The organism is Limosilactobacillus mucosae (assembly GCF_046939755.1).
GTDB lineage: Bacteria > Bacillota > Bacilli > Lactobacillales > Lactobacillaceae > Limosilactobacillus > Limosilactobacillus mucosae_A.
Window position 1 is genome coordinate 1 of the sequence record NZ_JBKZAY010000036.1, and the last position, 15,285, is coordinate 15,285.

General features: G+C 44.6%; 14 protein-coding genes, 2 tRNA genes, 1 pseudogene, 1 riboswitch and 1 other annotated feature. Of the genes and pseudogenes, 13 read left to right on the plus strand and 4 right to left on the minus strand.

Going from position 1 to position 15,285, the window contains the following annotated elements; genetic code table 11:
* The first annotated feature begins 121 nt into the window (after positions 1–121).
* Positions 122–819, plus strand: a pseudogene (locus ACLUWI_RS09245) (MIP/aquaporin family protein).
* A gap of 322 nt (positions 820–1,141) precedes the next feature.
* Positions 1,142–1,507 carry a DUF1304 domain-containing protein gene (locus ACLUWI_RS09250; RefSeq protein ID WP_412147081.1) on the plus strand — a complete coding sequence of 122 codons (366 nt, stop codon included), beginning with the start codon at positions 1,142–1,144 and terminating at the stop codon, positions 1,505–1,507.
* Between the two features lie 50 nt (positions 1,508–1,557).
* On the opposite strand, the gene ACLUWI_RS09255 is transcribed toward ACLUWI_RS09250, so the two are convergent.
* Together ACLUWI_RS09255 and ACLUWI_RS09260 are read right to left on the minus strand one after the other, a co-directional pair.
* Positions 1,558–2,283 (minus strand): M57 family metalloprotease, encoded by a 726-nt coding sequence (locus tag ACLUWI_RS09255; RefSeq protein ID WP_412147082.1) that lies wholly within the window; start codon positions 2,281–2,283, stop codon positions 1,558–1,560.
* 153 nt (positions 2,284–2,436) lie between these two features.
* A complete protein-coding gene (locus ACLUWI_RS09260) occupies positions 2,437–3,291 on the minus strand; it encodes an aldo/keto reductase (protein WP_412147083.1) in 855 nt (284 codons plus the stop codon).
* Positions 3,292–3,462: 171 nt separating this feature from the next.
* A riboswitch (THF riboswitch) is annotated at positions 3,463–3,556 on the plus strand.
* Positions 3,557–3,610: 54 nt separating this feature from the next.
* Between ACLUWI_RS09260 and ACLUWI_RS09265 the strand changes: the two genes are divergently transcribed.
* The 5 genes from ACLUWI_RS09265 (at position 3,611) to ACLUWI_RS09285 (ending at position 5,518) form a co-directional block, all read left to right on the plus strand.
* Entirely contained in the window at positions 3,611–4,165 is a 555-nt protein-coding gene (locus ACLUWI_RS09265) for a folate family ECF transporter S component (protein ID WP_412147084.1), read from the plus strand.
* A gap of 274 nt (positions 4,166–4,439) precedes the next feature.
* Complete coding sequence (locus tag ACLUWI_RS09270; RefSeq protein ID WP_412147085.1) at positions 4,440–4,616, plus strand: hypothetical protein; 177 nt, start codon at positions 4,440–4,442, stop codon at positions 4,614–4,616.
* A gap of 104 nt (positions 4,617–4,720) precedes the next feature.
* Positions 4,721–5,050 (plus strand): hypothetical protein, encoded by a 330-nt coding sequence (locus tag ACLUWI_RS09275; RefSeq protein ID WP_006500314.1) that lies wholly within the window; start codon positions 4,721–4,723, stop codon positions 5,048–5,050.
* A gap of 62 nt (positions 5,051–5,112) precedes the next feature.
* Positions 5,113–5,185 (plus strand) — tRNA-Glu (locus ACLUWI_RS09280).
* A gap of 261 nt (positions 5,186–5,446) precedes the next feature.
* Positions 5,447–5,518: transfer RNA gene (locus ACLUWI_RS09285), tRNA-Gln, on the plus strand.
* Positions 5,519–5,937: 419 nt separating this feature from the next.
* Here ACLUWI_RS09285 and ACLUWI_RS09290 read toward each other — a convergent pair.
* A complete protein-coding gene (locus ACLUWI_RS09290) occupies positions 5,938–6,744 on the minus strand; it encodes a hypothetical protein (protein WP_412147086.1) in 807 nt (268 codons plus the stop codon).
* Between the two features lie 68 nt (positions 6,745–6,812).
* Positions 6,813–7,943 carry an excinuclease ABC subunit A gene (locus ACLUWI_RS09295; protein ID WP_412147087.1) on the minus strand — a complete coding sequence of 377 codons (1,131 nt, stop codon included), beginning with the start codon at positions 7,941–7,943 and terminating at the stop codon, positions 6,813–6,815.
* Between the two features lie 201 nt (positions 7,944–8,144).
* Between ACLUWI_RS09295 and ACLUWI_RS09300 the strand changes: the two genes are divergently transcribed.
* From ACLUWI_RS09300 to ACLUWI_RS09325, 6 genes are all read left to right on the plus strand, one after another.
* Complete coding sequence (locus tag ACLUWI_RS09300) at positions 8,145–8,750, plus strand: hypothetical protein (RefSeq protein WP_412147088.1); 606 nt, start codon at positions 8,145–8,147, stop codon at positions 8,748–8,750.
* 224 nt (positions 8,751–8,974) lie between these two features.
* Positions 8,975–9,421, plus strand: a complete 447-nt coding sequence (locus ACLUWI_RS09305; protein ID WP_412147089.1) for a MarR family winged helix-turn-helix transcriptional regulator — start codon at positions 8,975–8,977, stop codon at positions 9,419–9,421.
* Positions 9,414–11,156: an ABC transporter ATP-binding protein gene (locus tag ACLUWI_RS09310; RefSeq protein WP_412147090.1), complete on the plus strand. Its 1,743-nt coding sequence runs from the start codon at positions 9,414–9,416 to the stop codon at positions 11,154–11,156. The genes ACLUWI_RS09305 and ACLUWI_RS09310 overlap by 8 nt, the downstream gene beginning before the upstream one ends.
* Positions 11,140–12,990, plus strand: a complete 1,851-nt coding sequence (locus ACLUWI_RS09315; RefSeq protein WP_412147091.1) for an ABC transporter ATP-binding protein — start codon at positions 11,140–11,142, stop codon at positions 12,988–12,990. Before ACLUWI_RS09310 ends, ACLUWI_RS09315 begins: the two co-directional genes overlap by 17 nt.
* Positions 12,991–13,060: 70 nt before the next feature.
* Positions 13,061–13,296 (plus strand) — a binding site (T-box leader).
* A gap of 62 nt (positions 13,297–13,358) precedes the next feature.
* A complete protein-coding gene (locus tag ACLUWI_RS09320) occupies positions 13,359–14,198 on the plus strand; it encodes a homoserine O-acetyltransferase/O-succinyltransferase family protein (RefSeq protein WP_412147092.1) in 840 nt (279 codons plus the stop codon).
* A gap of 68 nt (positions 14,199–14,266) precedes the next feature.
* Positions 14,267–15,285: serine hydrolase domain-containing protein (locus ACLUWI_RS09325; RefSeq protein ID WP_412147093.1), on the plus strand; the 1,019-nt coding region annotated here is incomplete at its 3' end.

The following is a 15,285-nucleotide window of genomic DNA, read 5'->3' on the forward strand; positions in this document are numbered from 1 at the left end:
CGAAAAGTAATTCTTCGCGTCATTCGCTGGGACTGGCGGATGGCGTTTTTTTATTTAATATATGTAGTTTTTAAAACTAAGTATCTAATTGTTAAAACCATTTAAATAAGGAGAATTTTATATGCTGGGAGAATTTTTAGGGACGCTGACGCTGATTGTTTTAGGATGTGGCGTTGGCGCCGGGTTAAACCTGAACAAGACCATGGCGCATGGTCAAAGCGACTGGTTTTATGTAACGTTTGCCTGGGGGATTGCCGTAACCATGGGGGTCTATGTAGCAGCTTCATTTGGTGCCCAGGGACACTTAAATCCTGCGGTTACCATCGTTTTGCCGTAGCTGGAACGTTTCCCTGGTCGCAGGTGGCGCCTTATTTGGCTGGTCAGTTCTTAGGAGCGTTTTTAGGTGCCGTTTTGGTTATAATTCAATTCTGGCCGCATTTTAAAGCTACTAAGGACCCCAAGCATAACAATATTGGCATCTTTTCAACCGTTCCTGGGATACGCAGCAATTCGTTCAACTTTTTAAGTGAATTGATTGCGACGTTTGTCTTCATGTTGGTGCTTTATAATCTAGGAGATTTTACAACTGGCTTAAAACCGGTCGTTGTTGGGCTGGTAATCTTTGTAATTGGGGCCGGCTTGGGGACAACGACAGGCTTTGCACTGAATCCAGCCCGTGACTGGGGTCCGCGGTTGGCATACACGATCATTCCAGTGCCCAACAAGACAAGCGCAATGTGGGACTATGCTTGGGTGCCAATGTTGGGGCCGTTGACGGGTGCTTTATTGGCAACGCTTCTGCAGCTGATGGTGAAATAAATTGTGAAAAAGGAAAAACTGCGAACTGAACTGGCGCGCGTGCAGACCAGATTAACGGTTTGGTGTGTGCTGACAATCTGCTTTTATATTATTGCAACCTTTAACGTTGTACCTTTTATTCATTGGCTGGCCTGGCTTAGCGCTGGATATTGCGTTTTTTTGCTTGGCACTTGGCTTTGGCTGTTTCGAATCTATCGACATATTAAATAAAGAGACGTGCTCGTTTGCTAATGGTAACGGGCGCGTTTTGCGTTGCGGATTATTTGCGCTTGTGCAGGTTTCTTGTAATAATTAACTAACATTCAATCGATGGGGGATATTCATGGAAATTTTAGCACTGATTTTAACCATGCTGGTCGGAATTGAGCATCTGGGAATCATGGGATTGGAAATGTTTGCCAGCCCCGCTAAGCAGGCTAAGGCGTTTGGGCTTTCAGAAGAATACGTTGGTCAAAAAGAAGCACGGGTAGCATTTGCCAATCAAGGCATCTATAACGGCATGCTGGGACTTTCTTTGATCGTCAGCTATTGGATTTTCAGTGGGGCCATTCTGATTAAGGTATGGCTGCTGTTATTGGCTTTTGTTATCGTGGTGGCCTTTTATGGTGGCTTAACGGTTGGTAAAAAAGTCTGGGCAATGCAGATGCTGCCAGCATTGTTATCTGCAGTCTGCTGCATGCTGGTATAAAGCAAAATAAAAAAGACCTCTAAGATTGGTTGGCCAATTTTAGAGGCTTTTTAATTAATATCAGTATTTTGAGTTGAGGTTTTGATACTAGAGCTGGCTGAGTTGTCAGTGTTGGCTTGACTACTATAGAGTTCATTGACGGCATCGATATCGCGCTGCTGAATGGTATAGAGTGATCCAGCTGGCTGCATGACTGAAATATCGTTGGTATGCTGTAGTCCGATAGCATGTCCTAGTTCATGCTCAGCCGTGTTGACAATCCGTTCCATGGTATAGCCATAGGAGGGATCAAGCAGGTAGGCGGTATTTAGGTAGACCGTGCCATGAACAAAATAGCCGGTTAATGAATCAACGCTCATCTGAGTCATTCCAGCGGCATCATTGTCTTTGCTCATGGTTGTCATTACGATGTCAGCATTTTTTCTGCTGTTAGTTTGTGTGAACTTAAAGCTCCCAGTAGCGTTCCACTTGGCGATTGCATCCAAAGCGGCCTGCTGCAGCGTCTGATTTTCATAATTGACATAAACAGTAGCCGTTGTTTTCTTCCAACGTCCGCTGATTGAGTCTGAATCGCTGCTGGTCTGCTGCGTCTTGGCTGAAGCGGTAGAGGTTGCCTTTTCACCAGTTATGCGGTTCTTTAGCTGTTGGAAGTTGGCCTGCGCGACATAGGCGATTCGATTTACTGTAGCCTGTGCATTGTCGTTATTATGATAGACCCAGCTAAAGCCAATCAGAATAACGGCATAAAGCATGATGGTGCTAAAAAAGCGTCGCATGGCGGGTCCTCCTTTACGGCAGTTGTAAAGTTATTTTACCTTTTTGCTTCAGTTACGTCTAATTTGAAGACGGCCTAACACGAAATTTAAGGAATTCTAAAAAAGCGTGATGCAGAAAAGCTCCCCATCACGCTGTCTAATGACGATTAAAGATTAATATGGATATTGGTAGCCGAATTCGTAGACCATTTCTGGTTCCTTACTGATGCGATGATTGGTGTTTAAACCGTCAATCTGCTGCATTTCGGCTGGTGATAACTCAAAGTCAAAAATAGCGGCATTGGCCTTAATGCGGTCTTGGTGAACGGATTTTGGAATGATGGCAATGCCATTTTGCAGATGCCAGCGCAGGATGATTTGAGCAGGTGTTTTGCCGTGTGCCGCAGCTAATTTAAGCAGCACTGGATCATCCAGACGCTTGCCGCGACCAAGTGGGCTCCAAGCTTGAGTGATGATGTTGTGATCGGTATTGAATTTAAGCATTGGTTTTTCGGTTAGCCAGGGATGAACCTCCAATTGATCCAAAACCGGCATTTCACGGGCTTTAGTTGCCAGATATTCGAGGTGTACCATGCCATAGTTGGAAACACCGATTGAACGCACCAATCCTTCTGCTTTTAAGTCTTCAAAGGCGCGCCAGGTTTCAAAGAAGTGCTGATGAACCGGCCAGTGAATCAATAGCAGGTCAACGTAGTCTAGGCCAAGCTTTTTTAAGGAGCTAGTGACTGATTGTTTGGTTTGATCATAGCCTTGGTTGGCTTCTGAAACCTTGGTCGTAACAAAATAGCTTTCACGCGGCGCAGCCAGTTGACGCAGACCCTCACCGACGAATTCTTCATTTTCATACATCTGTGCTGTATCAAACAAGCGGTAGCCGGCTTCATATGCCCACTTAATGGCATTGACGGCTTCTTTTTCGTCCGTAATTTTGTATAGTCCAAAACCCTCTTGCGGCATTTGATTACTATCTGCCAGAGTTAAAAATTGGTTGCTGATTTGATTGGCCATTAAAAAAATCCTTTCTTTGCTATAAAAATAAACTAACTAAATTATACGCTAAGTTGTCAGGCAAATTGTAAATAAATCTAATCGCGAATATCAGAATTGACAAATGAATAAAAACGAACGATGTTATATTCGTTGTTGAAAAAACAGTCATAAAATCGTACAATGGATGCCGTTGGGGTAGGAAAATATGAGTTATTGTCCGGTGGAGCGGAATGTGGAAACCGGAAGGAAGCTGCGGCTGCTTGTATTTTCCGCATTCACCACCGGAGACCATGGTCAATGTTGTTCCCTGACAAAAAATTTTAGGGAGATGTTGATTATGAAAGTATTGTCACTGCACGGTCCCAAGTTTGATACTAAGAGAATGGTGATGGCTGCAATGCTGATTGCGCTGCAGATTATTTTTGAGAAACTGTCGATTGGTGATCCGGCAGTCTTAAAGATTGGTTTAGGCTTTATTGCCACGGCACTGATTGGTTTTTTACTGGGACCTTGGATCGGCGCGCTGTCAATGATTATCAATGATCTGATCAGTAATACGCTATTGAGCTCTGGGGCTATGTTTTTCCCCGGCTTTACTCTGTCAGCCGCAATTTCGGGAATAATTGCTGGGATCTTCTTATATCAGCAGCAGATTAGTTGGCAGCGAATCTTGATTTATGAGTTTTGCCAGATTTTGATTACCAATGTCTTCTTTACGACGCTTTGGCTCTATTTGATGGGAATGGGGCAAGGCAGTAGCGCAACGACTTTTATGGCACTATTGATGGTACGGCTGCCAAAAGAGGTTATTTCCTGGCCAATCGAGACATTGATCGTCTTAACGCTTTTAAAGGCAGTTGAACGAGTAGGTCTCACGACGACTTTTGATTAAAATAATAACAGGAGCATGATTTTGATGATGGTCAGAATCATGCTTTTTGATTGCCTTTGATTATATTGGGGAATTTGGTTATGAAAAAAATTAAAATCATTGAAACGACTGTCTTTATTATTAGCTGTCTCGTAACAGCGCTGTTGGGAGCAGATTTTCCACCGCCGCTTGGTTTTTTGGAAAATAATAGCTGTCATTGACTTGGTTGCTTTGATTCAATGGTACTATCTTGACTGGCTGCTGGAGAGGATCAACTCTAAAAAAAAGCCTATTGATGACGGTGGGAATATACGTATTGCTTGGTGGTATGAGCGCAGCGGCAATGATTGCTGCTTCAGGTCAGATGAAAAAGGAGACAATGATCTGGCTGGGGCTGATCGTATTAACCGCCGCGGCTTATGGTCGGTGTTTCTGGCTGGTTAATTGGCTGATTCTGCATTTCATTAAATAATCATGATCGGCTGTCGGAGGAATGACTTAACTTTTTTAAATTCTTTCTGCTAAAATGAAGTGCAGTGGTGAAACTAAGAGAAGAGAGAATAAGGAAGCGATAAGATGGCTAGTAATTCTGATACTTTGTACTATGTTTTGTCCAAGATCAATCATCATCCCGAATTGATTAAAACGCGGATGCCACTCTATTCAAATGCGATTTCGATTACGATTCCCGATAATTTGAAAATCGCTGATTCTGATTTTTATTTTCCGGACAGCAAATTAATGGTTAATCGGCTGGCACCAGAATTCGTTGCCAAAAATGGCGAGCTGTTAGATTATTTCTACCAGCAGACACGCGGTGATATTCCGGGATACCATGATGTCTGGGTCACGACGTCGCATATTCCGCGCGAATCGGTATATTTAATTGAACTTTCCTATGAATAATTTGAAATATTGATTGACAAAATCCATCATAGTAACGTAAACTAATACATGTACGTTACTATTGCCCACTGGTCAAATTGGTTAAGACGTCGCCCTCTCAAGGCGGAGTTACGGGTTCGATCCCCGTGTGGGTGATACAAAGGTAAAACTTAATAATAAAAAAGGTCAATGTGCGGTGTTCGTGCATTGACCTTTTTTAATCGACGTATGCCTCGTGTGGATTGCCCAGATGAATTCTGCATTCGAAACCTAATCTCAACTATGATTAGCGAGTCAAATTTAAATGACAAACTGGACGATAAATAGTTTTAAAAATAATTTTGAAAAAAGTGTTGACTCAATATAGGTTATTATGTATACTAATAATCGTTGTTAAAAGCAATCAACTCAACTTATTGGGTATTAGCCAAATGGTAAGGCAGTGGACTCTGAATCCATAATTTACAGGTTCGATCCCTGTATACCCAATCCTAACAACATTGTGCATCTGTCAGCGTCCTTAATCGTTGATATGATGCACTTTTTTTATTTTATTTCACAAGCAAAAACACTCAAAAACAAGGAAATTGGGTTGATATTTGGGTTGACTTAATGGGGCGAACAATAGCAAGTGAATTACTGATATAACAATGTTTAAGCGGTCTTTTGATTAGGCCGCTTTTCTTTATTTTGGGTTAACATTTCGTTTTTTAGCCTAAATTAACTGATCAGCAGTAGGTCAAATGTTTTTTCGGTGGCGCTCAAACGCAAAATTTTTGGAAATTACCACTTGAAAAGGTCGATGCACGTTCAGGAACATAAAAAATCTAACCCCCGTCAAAATAAGGCGGGGGCTTTTGGGATGCGATAGGGCGTGGAAAATTCTTCAGAGCTAGTATTATAGCAGGCTAGAGTGGCTGATCATGATTTGGGTGATTATTGGTCAAAAGTTCACCATGGCGAATCAGTTTTAATGGCAGGGCCAACTGGTGCTGATGTTTGGGCTTGATAAAAACGGTTTGCCTGGTAGTACCTAAAATCACGCCGCTGACGCCATGGCAGCGACCGCCAAAATATAGCTGTAGATGTACCGGCTGATTTTGATCGATGCCGAGCTTTAATAATGAACGAATCGCAAGTAGGCTTTGCTGATTTTTAGGAAGCTCAATCGGCAGTGCGGAAAACTCATTTTCAACTTCATTAAGTTCAGCAATGCGGAAGCCATGCCACTTGCCCATGCCGTAATCAATGTATTCATTTTTAAAAAAGGCGTTGGCAACCTTGGCCGCTTCATCATCACGATATTTAGGCAGACGAACTGGGGCCGACATGCTGGGCGAAACTGCTGAATCCTTAGTGATCGGATCCTGATTGAACGGTGGTGTTTGATAAGGGCGGGAGGCAATACGACGTTGACTGCTTGGCCAACGTTGATTGTTAAAGCCGCGAAAATCGATATTAATCTGCAGACCTTCTTGTTCGCGCAGCAGACGCAGTAGTGTCTCCAACTGATCCAGCTGCTGGTTGGACATTGAATAAAGAGGATAAGAATGCGTTCTAAAATGTGGTCGGTAGATCTCAAAAAAGAAATTAAACTGATCGTCATAATGATCGTTGACTACCAGAATATGATAGATGGTTTTAGGCAGTCTTTTAAATAATGGCCAGACCTGTTCGGCAATCTGATGAGCGGCACTGGCAAGTGAATTATCCATGGTTTACCTCATTAAATTTTTAGTCGACTGGCAGTTAGCGGCGAGATCGTTTGAATATCAATAATCAATCAGAACAATGAGATCTGCTGTGTATTCGCATCGCTGAGCCGACTCAAGGCAACGGAAATATTGCGGACTGCAGCACCCGACCAAGCGTGATGAAAAATGCCAAGCAGATAATCGATTAACCGTTTCCGTTCAGCGGTGGGCTCAATGGTGATTTCATGACTATAGCTGGTGCGGCCATTCTTATCGGTAACGCCATTGGCATAGCGAAGTCCCAAACGAATACGGCCGGCTTTTTGATGATGCCGGCTGAGTCGATCGATTACGTCGTTGGCAACCTTGATGATCCCCTGTTCAATATCTTTTTGATGACTGAGATCTTTAGGCATGACCTGTGAACTGCTCCAACTGGGATTTTTAGGCGTTAGATGCACGGAAAGGTCGGTACGGTCAATGCCCCAAGCCAACGCGTATAGGTGGGTTCCGGAAACGCCAAACTCGTGCTTGAGCCAGTGAGGATCGGTATGGGCCAAGTCGCCAACCGAATAGATGCCTAAAAGATTTAATTTTGCCGCAGTCTTCTTACCAATGCTCCAAATATTGGTCAAGTCATGACGTGGCCAGATGCGGGCAGCAAAATCCTGGTATGAAAGCCGTCCTTGGAAATTAGACGCATGCTTGGCAAATAGGTCCAGGGCCAGCTTAGCCTGCAGTGGATTTTCGCCAATGCCAACCGTGGTGCGCAGGCCAAGTTCTTGAAAAACGGTCTGCTGAATAATGGTTGCTGTTTTTTCTGGCGTTGCGCCAAAGAACTGCCATGTATCGCTTAAATCAAGGATGCTTTCGTCAATTGAATATGGCCACCAATGATCGGCATCAGCATAGCGTCGAAAAATCTGATTGATCTGTCGGTTTTTCTGCCGATAAAGTGCCAGTCGTGGTGGAACCGTTAAAAGTCGGGCATCATTGGGGACCTTATAGCCACGATCGACATTGCGAATGCCGAAATGGCGTTTGGCCAGTGGGGAGGTAGCAACGACCAGACCGCTGCCATTATTTTCGTGTTCAGCCATGACCAGCAGAACGGAATCTAATGGATCAATTCCGCGCTGAACGCTTTCAATGCTGGCGAAAAAAGACTTATTGTCAATCATCAAATAAACGCCATGCGGTTCATTATGGTAGTCAAGCATCTCAAAATGTATCCTTTCAGATGATTTTTAACCAATTATACGAACGTGTGTTTTAAAATGCAAATTATAGCAGTAAGCTGACTGAAGGTTGACCAAAACAGCAGCGGAGATCATGAATACTGATTCGAAAAAATGTTACATTATTATTGCAAATGAGTTACAATAGTAATGAAAAATTGAATCTGGAAAGGGGCGGTTGACATGATTAAACAGTCGAAGCATTGGCTAACGGGATTGTTGATGGCAGCAATGGTGTTTTGTTTGACCGGTTGTGTATCAGTCGGCGCTCCAGCAGGCAATAATCAGACGGCCGATTCCAGCAGCTCAGCGACAGCGGTCTCGCATCAGCAGGCTAAAAAGAAGCACGTGACTGCTAAAATCAGTAAAGCCAGTGAATCCAGCGCCCAAACGTCACAGAGTAGTTCATCAGCTGCAGCCGTAACTTCTAATAGCCTTGATGATGTCGCTGCTTCATCAGACACGACGGTTCAAAAAGCCCAGTCGACGACTTCTGCAGCTCAAACAGCAATCAGTCAAGCAACTGCTTCAAATGATTCATCGCAGGCTGTCTCAACCGTTAATGATCGGGTAGTCAATGGTCTTAATCAAGCAGCCAGTCTGCAGCCGGAAAATGGTGACCAATACATGACCTCACAGACCAGTGATGGATCTTGGCAGGTTGATATTCGAACCAGCAGCGGCGAGGGACAGGATCCAAATGTTTCTCATTTAAAGGGAATCTATAAATACAATCCCGAAACTGGTGAGTATCAGCAAATGGATCCAATGACTGGTGAATTTAACTAAATATCAGCATTGCCAATGGTCATGAACGCTGGACGGTTGGCAATGGTTTTTTGCTCAGTGAAAGCATCCGTTGTTAGCGGGTGCTTTTTCTATTCACAAAATTTCTGTGTGCTGAAAGGAATGTCATTCAACTTTATCTTGACAATTCAAATAAAGCTAGTACACTAAAAAATCGTTAGGTACATAACTATTATGCCCCTAATAATTTTATTGGAGGAAATAACATGTCGATTAGCGATGAAATGCTGTTTGGTCATATGTTTTTGTTAAACATGGACATTCGAAGAGTATCTAAACCGAAACAGCGTGACTTTCATGGCCAAGGGCGCGTCCTGTTCTTGCTGACAAAGCATGATAATATCTCGCAGCGTGAATTGGCCTGTCTGGCACAAATCAAGCCTGGTTCGATGACGGAAACTCTGGCCAGAATGGAACGGGATGGTTTAATCGAACGGCAGCGTGACGAAAGCGACAAGCGGATCATTCATGTACGCCTGACCCAAGCTGGAGCTGATTTAGCAAAAGAAAATCACCAGCGTCATCAATGGTTTTGCAAAACCTTGTTTGAGACGCTCAATGATGAAGAAAAAGCGGAATTTAATCGGTTAATTTTAAAAGTTGACCAGCATCTTAAAAGCCAATTTCAAGAAGGTGAAAATAGTCATGATTAAGGTTGCCAAGCGCAATTTACAATGGTGGGCCGTTGTTTTGGCGGTTTTATTTATGGTCGGCCAGGTCGTCTGCGATTTGACGATTCCAACGCTGACCTCAGAAATTATTAATCGAGGAGTGGTCAAACAGGATCTGTCGTTTATTACTCATGAAGGCTGGATTATGATGGGTGTTGCCTTGATTGGGCTGTTGATGGCTATTGGCAATATTTATTTTGCAGCTACGCAGGCGATGAAAGTTGGCAAAAATCTGCGATCACAAATCTATCAGCGAGTTTTTCAGTTTTCAGAGCGCGAAATATCGGAATTTGGAACTTCTTCATTAATTACGCGTTCGACCAATGACGTGGTGCAGATCCAAAACGTGATCGTCCAGATGCTGCGCATGATGATTCAGTCACCAATCATGCTGGTAGCGGCCTGCTTTTTGGCCTACCAGCGTGAGCCAAGACTGACCAAGATTTTTCTGATCAGTCTGCCGATCTTAGCAGTAGTCATTATTATCATCATGTCGATGGCCACGCCTTTGTTTAAGAGTATTCAGAAAAAGACCGACCGCATTAATCTGATTTTTAGAGAAGGCTTGACCGGTGTGCGGGTGATTCGGGCCTTTAATCAAGATGACTATGAACAGGAACGTTTTAAAAAGGCCAATCGCGACTATACGGATACCGGGATCAAGGCCTTTACGCTGGTCTCATTGATGTTTCCGGTAATGACCTTGATTTTGAGTCTAACCAACGTCAGCATCATCTGGATGGGCAGTCATCTGATTGCAAACATGACGATGGAAGTCGGTGATTTAATCGCATTTTTAAGCTATGCCGTAATGATTTTGATCAGCTTCATGATGCTTTCGATGATCTTTGTCTTTGTTCCGCGGGCGCAGGCTTCGGCAGTTCGGGTCAACGAGGTCTTAGAAAAGCCGATCAGCATCCATGACGCGCCAAAAGATCAGCAGTTAAAGCTTGATCTAAGCAAACCAGCCTCATTAAGCTTTGATCATGTCGATTTTCGCTATCATGGTGCCGAGAGACTGGCTCTGGCTGATCTAAACTTTAACGTTAAGGCCGGCCAGACGCTAGCGATCATTGGCGGAACAGGTTCAGGCAAGTCAACCTTGGTAAATCTGATTCCACGGCTTTTGGAAATTGAAAAAGGCGAGATCCGGGTTAACGATCAGCCAATCAATCGCTTAAGCCAACATGATCTGCATAGCCTGATCTCAATAACGCAGCAAAAAGCCGTGCTGTTTACAGGAACGGTGCGCAGCAATCTGCAGTTTGGCAATGATCAAGCCGACGATGAGCAGATGTGGCATGCTTTAGAGGTTGCACGGGCGGCCGATTTTGTCAAAGAAGCTGGCGGTTTGGATGCGGTCGTTGAGCAAAACGGAAGTAACTTCTCGGGGGGGCAGCGGCAGCGATTGGCGATTGCACGGACGATCATTAAAAAAGCATCTGTTTATGTTTTTGACGATTCATTTTCAGCACTGGACTTTAAAACTGATGCGCAGCTACGGATGGCATTGAAAAATGATCCACAGATGAAGCAGGCCGTGACGGTGATTGTGGCGCAGCGAATCTCAACAGTTGCCGATGCCGATTTGATTTTGGTATTGGACGAAGGACGCGTGGTTGGGCAAGGAACGCATGCTGAGTTGAAAGCCAATAATCCAACCTATCAGCAGATCCTGCATTCACAGATTCAGGAAGGAGATGAGGCGCATGCGTAGAGGACCACATGGCGGACCACGCGGCAAGGCAGCTAAAGCACAGGATTTCTGGGGCACGACCGGTCGATTGTTTTCCTATCTGCGGCCATGGGCTTGGGGAATGATTCTTTCAATCGTGCTGGCGATTATTTCCGTAATTCTGTCGATCGTTTCGCCTAAGATTTTAGGTCAGGCCACGACGACGATTTATGAAGGAATGATGAAGGGCTATGTTCAGATGAAGGCAGGGCAGCATCTGACGGCATTGCCGATTGATTTTGACAAGATTAAGCATATTGCCATCGTTGTCGTTTTACTGTATCTGTTCTCGGGTTTGTTCAGTCTAGCCCAGCAGATCATCATGACCAACATCTCGCAAAAGGTGGTTTATAATCTGCGCCGTGACGTGAAAGCCAAGATGAAGGTCGTTCCGGTTAAGTTTTATGATACGCACAGCAATGGGGATCTGATGAGTCGGATGGTCAATGATATGGATAACATTGCTACCACGCTGCAGCAGAGTCTGATTCAAATGATTACCAGTGTGATCACGTTTGTTGGTGTGTTGGCGTTGATGCTGACCATCAGTTGGAAACTGACGCTGGTAGCCTTGATTATCGTGCCTTTGAGTCTAGGCGTCGTTGGCATGGTGGCGCCGCGTGCGCAAAAGCTGTTCAGTACGCAGCAGTCAGAGCTTGGCAAGATCAACGCTCAAGTTGAGGAAACTTTTGCTGGCCAAACGATTGTGCGGACGTTTAACCATGAGACTGATGAAGAAGCCAAATTCGCACAAAAAAATGATAAGTACTATCATTCAGCTTGGCTGGCCCAGTTCTTCTCGATTCTAATCTTTCCACTGATGAACTGTATTAAAAATATTGGCTATCTGCTGGTCGCTGTAATTGGAGCTTTGCAGATTATTCATGGTCAGATTACGCTGGGGAATGTTCAGGCCTTTTTGCAATATACCAACCAGTTCTCACAACCCTTGACGCAGATTGCCAATCTGAGCAGTACGATTCAGCAGACGATTGCTTCAGCTGAACGAATCTTTGAAGTATTAGACGCGCCGGAAATGGATGAGCAAGTCTTAAAAGATCAGCCATTGTCTGGTCATGACCAACCTAAGATTGAATTTAAAGACGTGCAGTTCAGCTATAATGATGAACCATTGATTCAAGACTTTAATCTTAAGGCGCCAACCAATCATATGGTCGCGATCGTTGGGCCAACCGGCGCCGGCAAGTCGACGATCATCAACCTTTTGGAACGTTTCTATGATGTCAAGGGCGGCCACATCTATCTTGACGGTCATGACACGCGGACAATGACCCGTAGCCAGCTGAGAACGCATATTGCGATGGTACTGCAGGATACCTGGCTGTTTAAGGGAACTATCTTTGACAATATCAAATATGGTCGTGAGGATGCAACGGAAGCAGAAGTCTATCAAGCAGCTAGATTGGCTTATGCCGACAGTTTTATTCGCGAGCTGCCAGATGGTTATCAGACGGTCTTGGATGAATCAGCGTCCAATATTTCCCAAGGTCAACGGCAGCTGTTGACGATTGCAAGGGCTTTTTTGGCCAATCCTGAAATCCTGATTTTAGACGAAGCGACCAGCTCAGTTGATACGCGAACCGAGTCCTTGATTCAAAATGCCATGAACGACATTCAGCAGAATCGGACCAGCTTTGTCGTGGCCCATCGTTTGTCGACGATTCGCAATGCCGAGCAGATTATCGTCATGAATCATGGTCGCATTATTGAAACGGGCAACCACCAGACTTTAATGGCTAAGAACGGGTTTTATGCGGATCTTTACAACAGTCAGTTCTTAGGCAATCAGATTTAGTCATTAGATAAGTCCTTGACATTTGCAAAAAAGATGTTAAATTAATAGTTGATTAAAAATAAAGTATAAAATGAGAACATTGATGAGAAGAGTAGATCATAACGGATCGTTAAAGAGAGTTCGATTAGGTGAAAGCGGACCGATCAATAATGATTGAAGATGAGCTCGGAGTTCGTTCAGGGGTCAGTAGGCTACCTGAGCCGGTAAGCGACCGATATCTCGCCCAGTATGTCCGTACTGAATGAGGCTGTCATTGTGAGGTGGCAGTGAAATTGGGTGGTACCACGAAACGCCTTCGTCCCATGATTTCCTAGATTAGCCAGGGAATCGGGATGAAGACGTTTTTTATTTTTTAAGGAGGAATCGCCATGACAGTCAATGCACGCAACGGTTTATTAAAGTTAACATCACGCTGGAATAATGAGGCAGTAGTAAATCCTAAAGAAATTTTGATTTTAAACCTGATGCCAACCAAAGAAACGACAGAATGGCAGTTTCTGCAACGCCTGCGCGAGACTAGGATCGATTGTACTGTGACGTTCCTGTATCCGGCTACGCACCATTTTCGGCATGCTGACGGCGAAAAAATCAAACAGCATTATGCCTGTTTGGATCAGATTCGTCAGCGATGTTTTGATGGTTTGATCATTACAGGAGCGCCAGTGGAATGTCTGCCGTTTGAAGCCGTAGACTACTGGGATGAGTTTAAACAGATTGTTGAATGGGCTCATGATCACGTTAAATCGATCATTTACGAATGCTGGGCGGCTCAAGCGGGACTTTGGAATGATTTTGGCTTGGCCAAGCAGAAATTGAACCATAAGCTTTTTGGCGTTTATCAAGGAACCGCAAGCTGTCAGTCGGCGCTGCTAAAAGATCTTAGTACGATTAAGATTCCACAGTCGCGGCATACCAAGGTTGAACTGCCTAAGCACCTGCCGGCGGGACTAAAGGTATTGGCCGCCAACCAGGCGATTGATCCTTTAATTTATCAAGCTGATGAAGGACATTCGATCTACATTACCGGACATCCTGAATACAGTGCCGACACGCTTGACAATGAATATCGACGTGACCAGAAAAAAGGGCTGGCCATTCAGCCGCCGAAAAACTATTATGTTGATCAAAATCATCTGGATATCGACTATTCATGGCGGCAACCTGGGATTCAACTTTATCGCAACTGGCTCAATGGTTTGGCTGGTTAGCAATCAGCAATCGCTTAGGCAGCCGATGTGTTAGAATAAAGACCGAGTCTAAGCAAAGGGGTCAAAAAATGCGTGAATATCAAAATACGATCAAATCATTGAATGCCATGGTTGATGATGGCATCGTTCCTGGAATAAGTTGGGCAATCTTTGAAGGTGAGACCACTATAAAAAGCGTGACCGGTCTGGCTCAGCTGCAGCCACAAAAAGAACCGCTGACCGATGGCATGCTCTATGATGTGGCATCACTGACCAAAGTCGTCGGCACCGTTCCCGTGATCATGCAGCTAAAAGACGCAGGATTGCTGGACTGGGACGATCCGGTCGTCAACTGGCTGCCGGAGCTTAATGATGATCGGGCTACGATTCGCAATCTGCTTACGCACACTTCCAGCATCGAAGGCTATATTCCGCATCGTGATGAGCTGCCGGCCGAAGAGCTGACTAAAGAAATGCTCAGTACTCTGCGGGTTGGCCCCAATTTGAATAAACAGGTCCGCTATGCTGACGTTGGTCTGATCTATGTTGGCTGGATTGCTGAAAAAATCTTGGGCGAGCCGATTCAAAAAGCAGTTGCGGAACGGATTTTAAAACCGCTGCAACTGAACGACACAACGTTTGCCCCCGATCCAGCTCGATGCGTGCCAACAGAGATTAAAAAGAATCGGGGCTTGATTCGTGGTCAGACGCATGATCCTAAAGGCTATGTCCTGGGTGAACACTGTGGCAGCGCGGGGATGTTTACTACGCTGAATGACCTGCTGAAATTCAGTCATGCCTTGCTTGAGACCAATCTGGGCGGACTGATCGAACCGGCAACGATCAACAGCCTGTTTCATGACCAGACACCGATGAACGGCGAGCACTTGCGCAGCTTTGGCTGGAAACTGTTCCATTCGCGCAGCCATGATCACCATTTTGTCATTTCACATACTGGTTATACCGGAACGTGGATGATTTTGGACCAACAAACTGATCAAGGGATGATCGTCTTATCCAATCGTGTTCATCCAAGTGCTGACAATCAAGCCTTTCTGGATGCTAGAGATCACTTGTTTGCCACGTATCTAAATGAAAAGGATTATTA

What these genes read in the sequence shown, in the direction of transcription:
- ACLUWI_RS09260 (WP_412147083.1), bottom strand. Translation starts at nt 3,291, where the DNA reads ATGGCCAATCAAATCAGCAACCAATTTTTAACTCTGGCAGATAGTAAT.
- ACLUWI_RS09265 (WP_412147084.1), top strand. Translation starts at nt 3,611, where the DNA reads ATGAAAGTATTGTCACTGCACGGTCCCAAGTTTGATACTAAGAGAATG.
- ACLUWI_RS09275 (WP_006500314.1), top strand. Translation starts at nt 4,721, where the DNA reads ATGGCTAGTAATTCTGATACTTTGTACTATGTTTTGTCCAAGATCAAT.
- ACLUWI_RS09305 (WP_412147089.1), top strand. Translation starts at nt 8,975, where the DNA reads ATGTCGATTAGCGATGAAATGCTGTTTGGTCATATGTTTTTGTTAAAC.
- ACLUWI_RS09315 (WP_412147091.1), top strand. Translation starts at nt 11,140, where the DNA reads ATGAGGCGCATGCGTAGAGGACCACATGGCGGACCACGCGGCAAGGCA.
- ACLUWI_RS09320 (WP_412147092.1), top strand. Translation starts at nt 13,359, where the DNA reads ATGACAGTCAATGCACGCAACGGTTTATTAAAGTTAACATCACGCTGG.
- ACLUWI_RS09255 (WP_412147082.1), bottom strand. Translation starts at nt 2,283, where the DNA reads ATGCGACGCTTTTTTAGCACCATCATGCTTTATGCCGTTATTCTGATT.
- ACLUWI_RS09290 (WP_412147086.1), bottom strand. Translation starts at nt 6,744, where the DNA reads ATGGATAATTCACTTGCCAGTGCCGCTCATCAGATTGCCGAACAGGTC.
- ACLUWI_RS09310 (WP_412147090.1), top strand. Translation starts at nt 9,414, where the DNA reads ATGATTAAGGTTGCCAAGCGCAATTTACAATGGTGGGCCGTTGTTTTG.
- ACLUWI_RS09300 (WP_412147088.1), top strand. Translation starts at nt 8,145, where the DNA reads ATGATTAAACAGTCGAAGCATTGGCTAACGGGATTGTTGATGGCAGCA.
- ACLUWI_RS09295 (WP_412147087.1), bottom strand. Translation starts at nt 7,943, where the DNA reads ATGCTTGACTACCATAATGAACCGCATGGCGTTTATTTGATGATTGAC.
- ACLUWI_RS09250 (WP_412147081.1), top strand. Translation starts at nt 1,142, where the DNA reads ATGGAAATTTTAGCACTGATTTTAACCATGCTGGTCGGAATTGAGCAT.
- ACLUWI_RS09270 (WP_412147085.1), top strand. Translation starts at nt 4,440, where the DNA reads ATGACGGTGGGAATATACGTATTGCTTGGTGGTATGAGCGCAGCGGCA.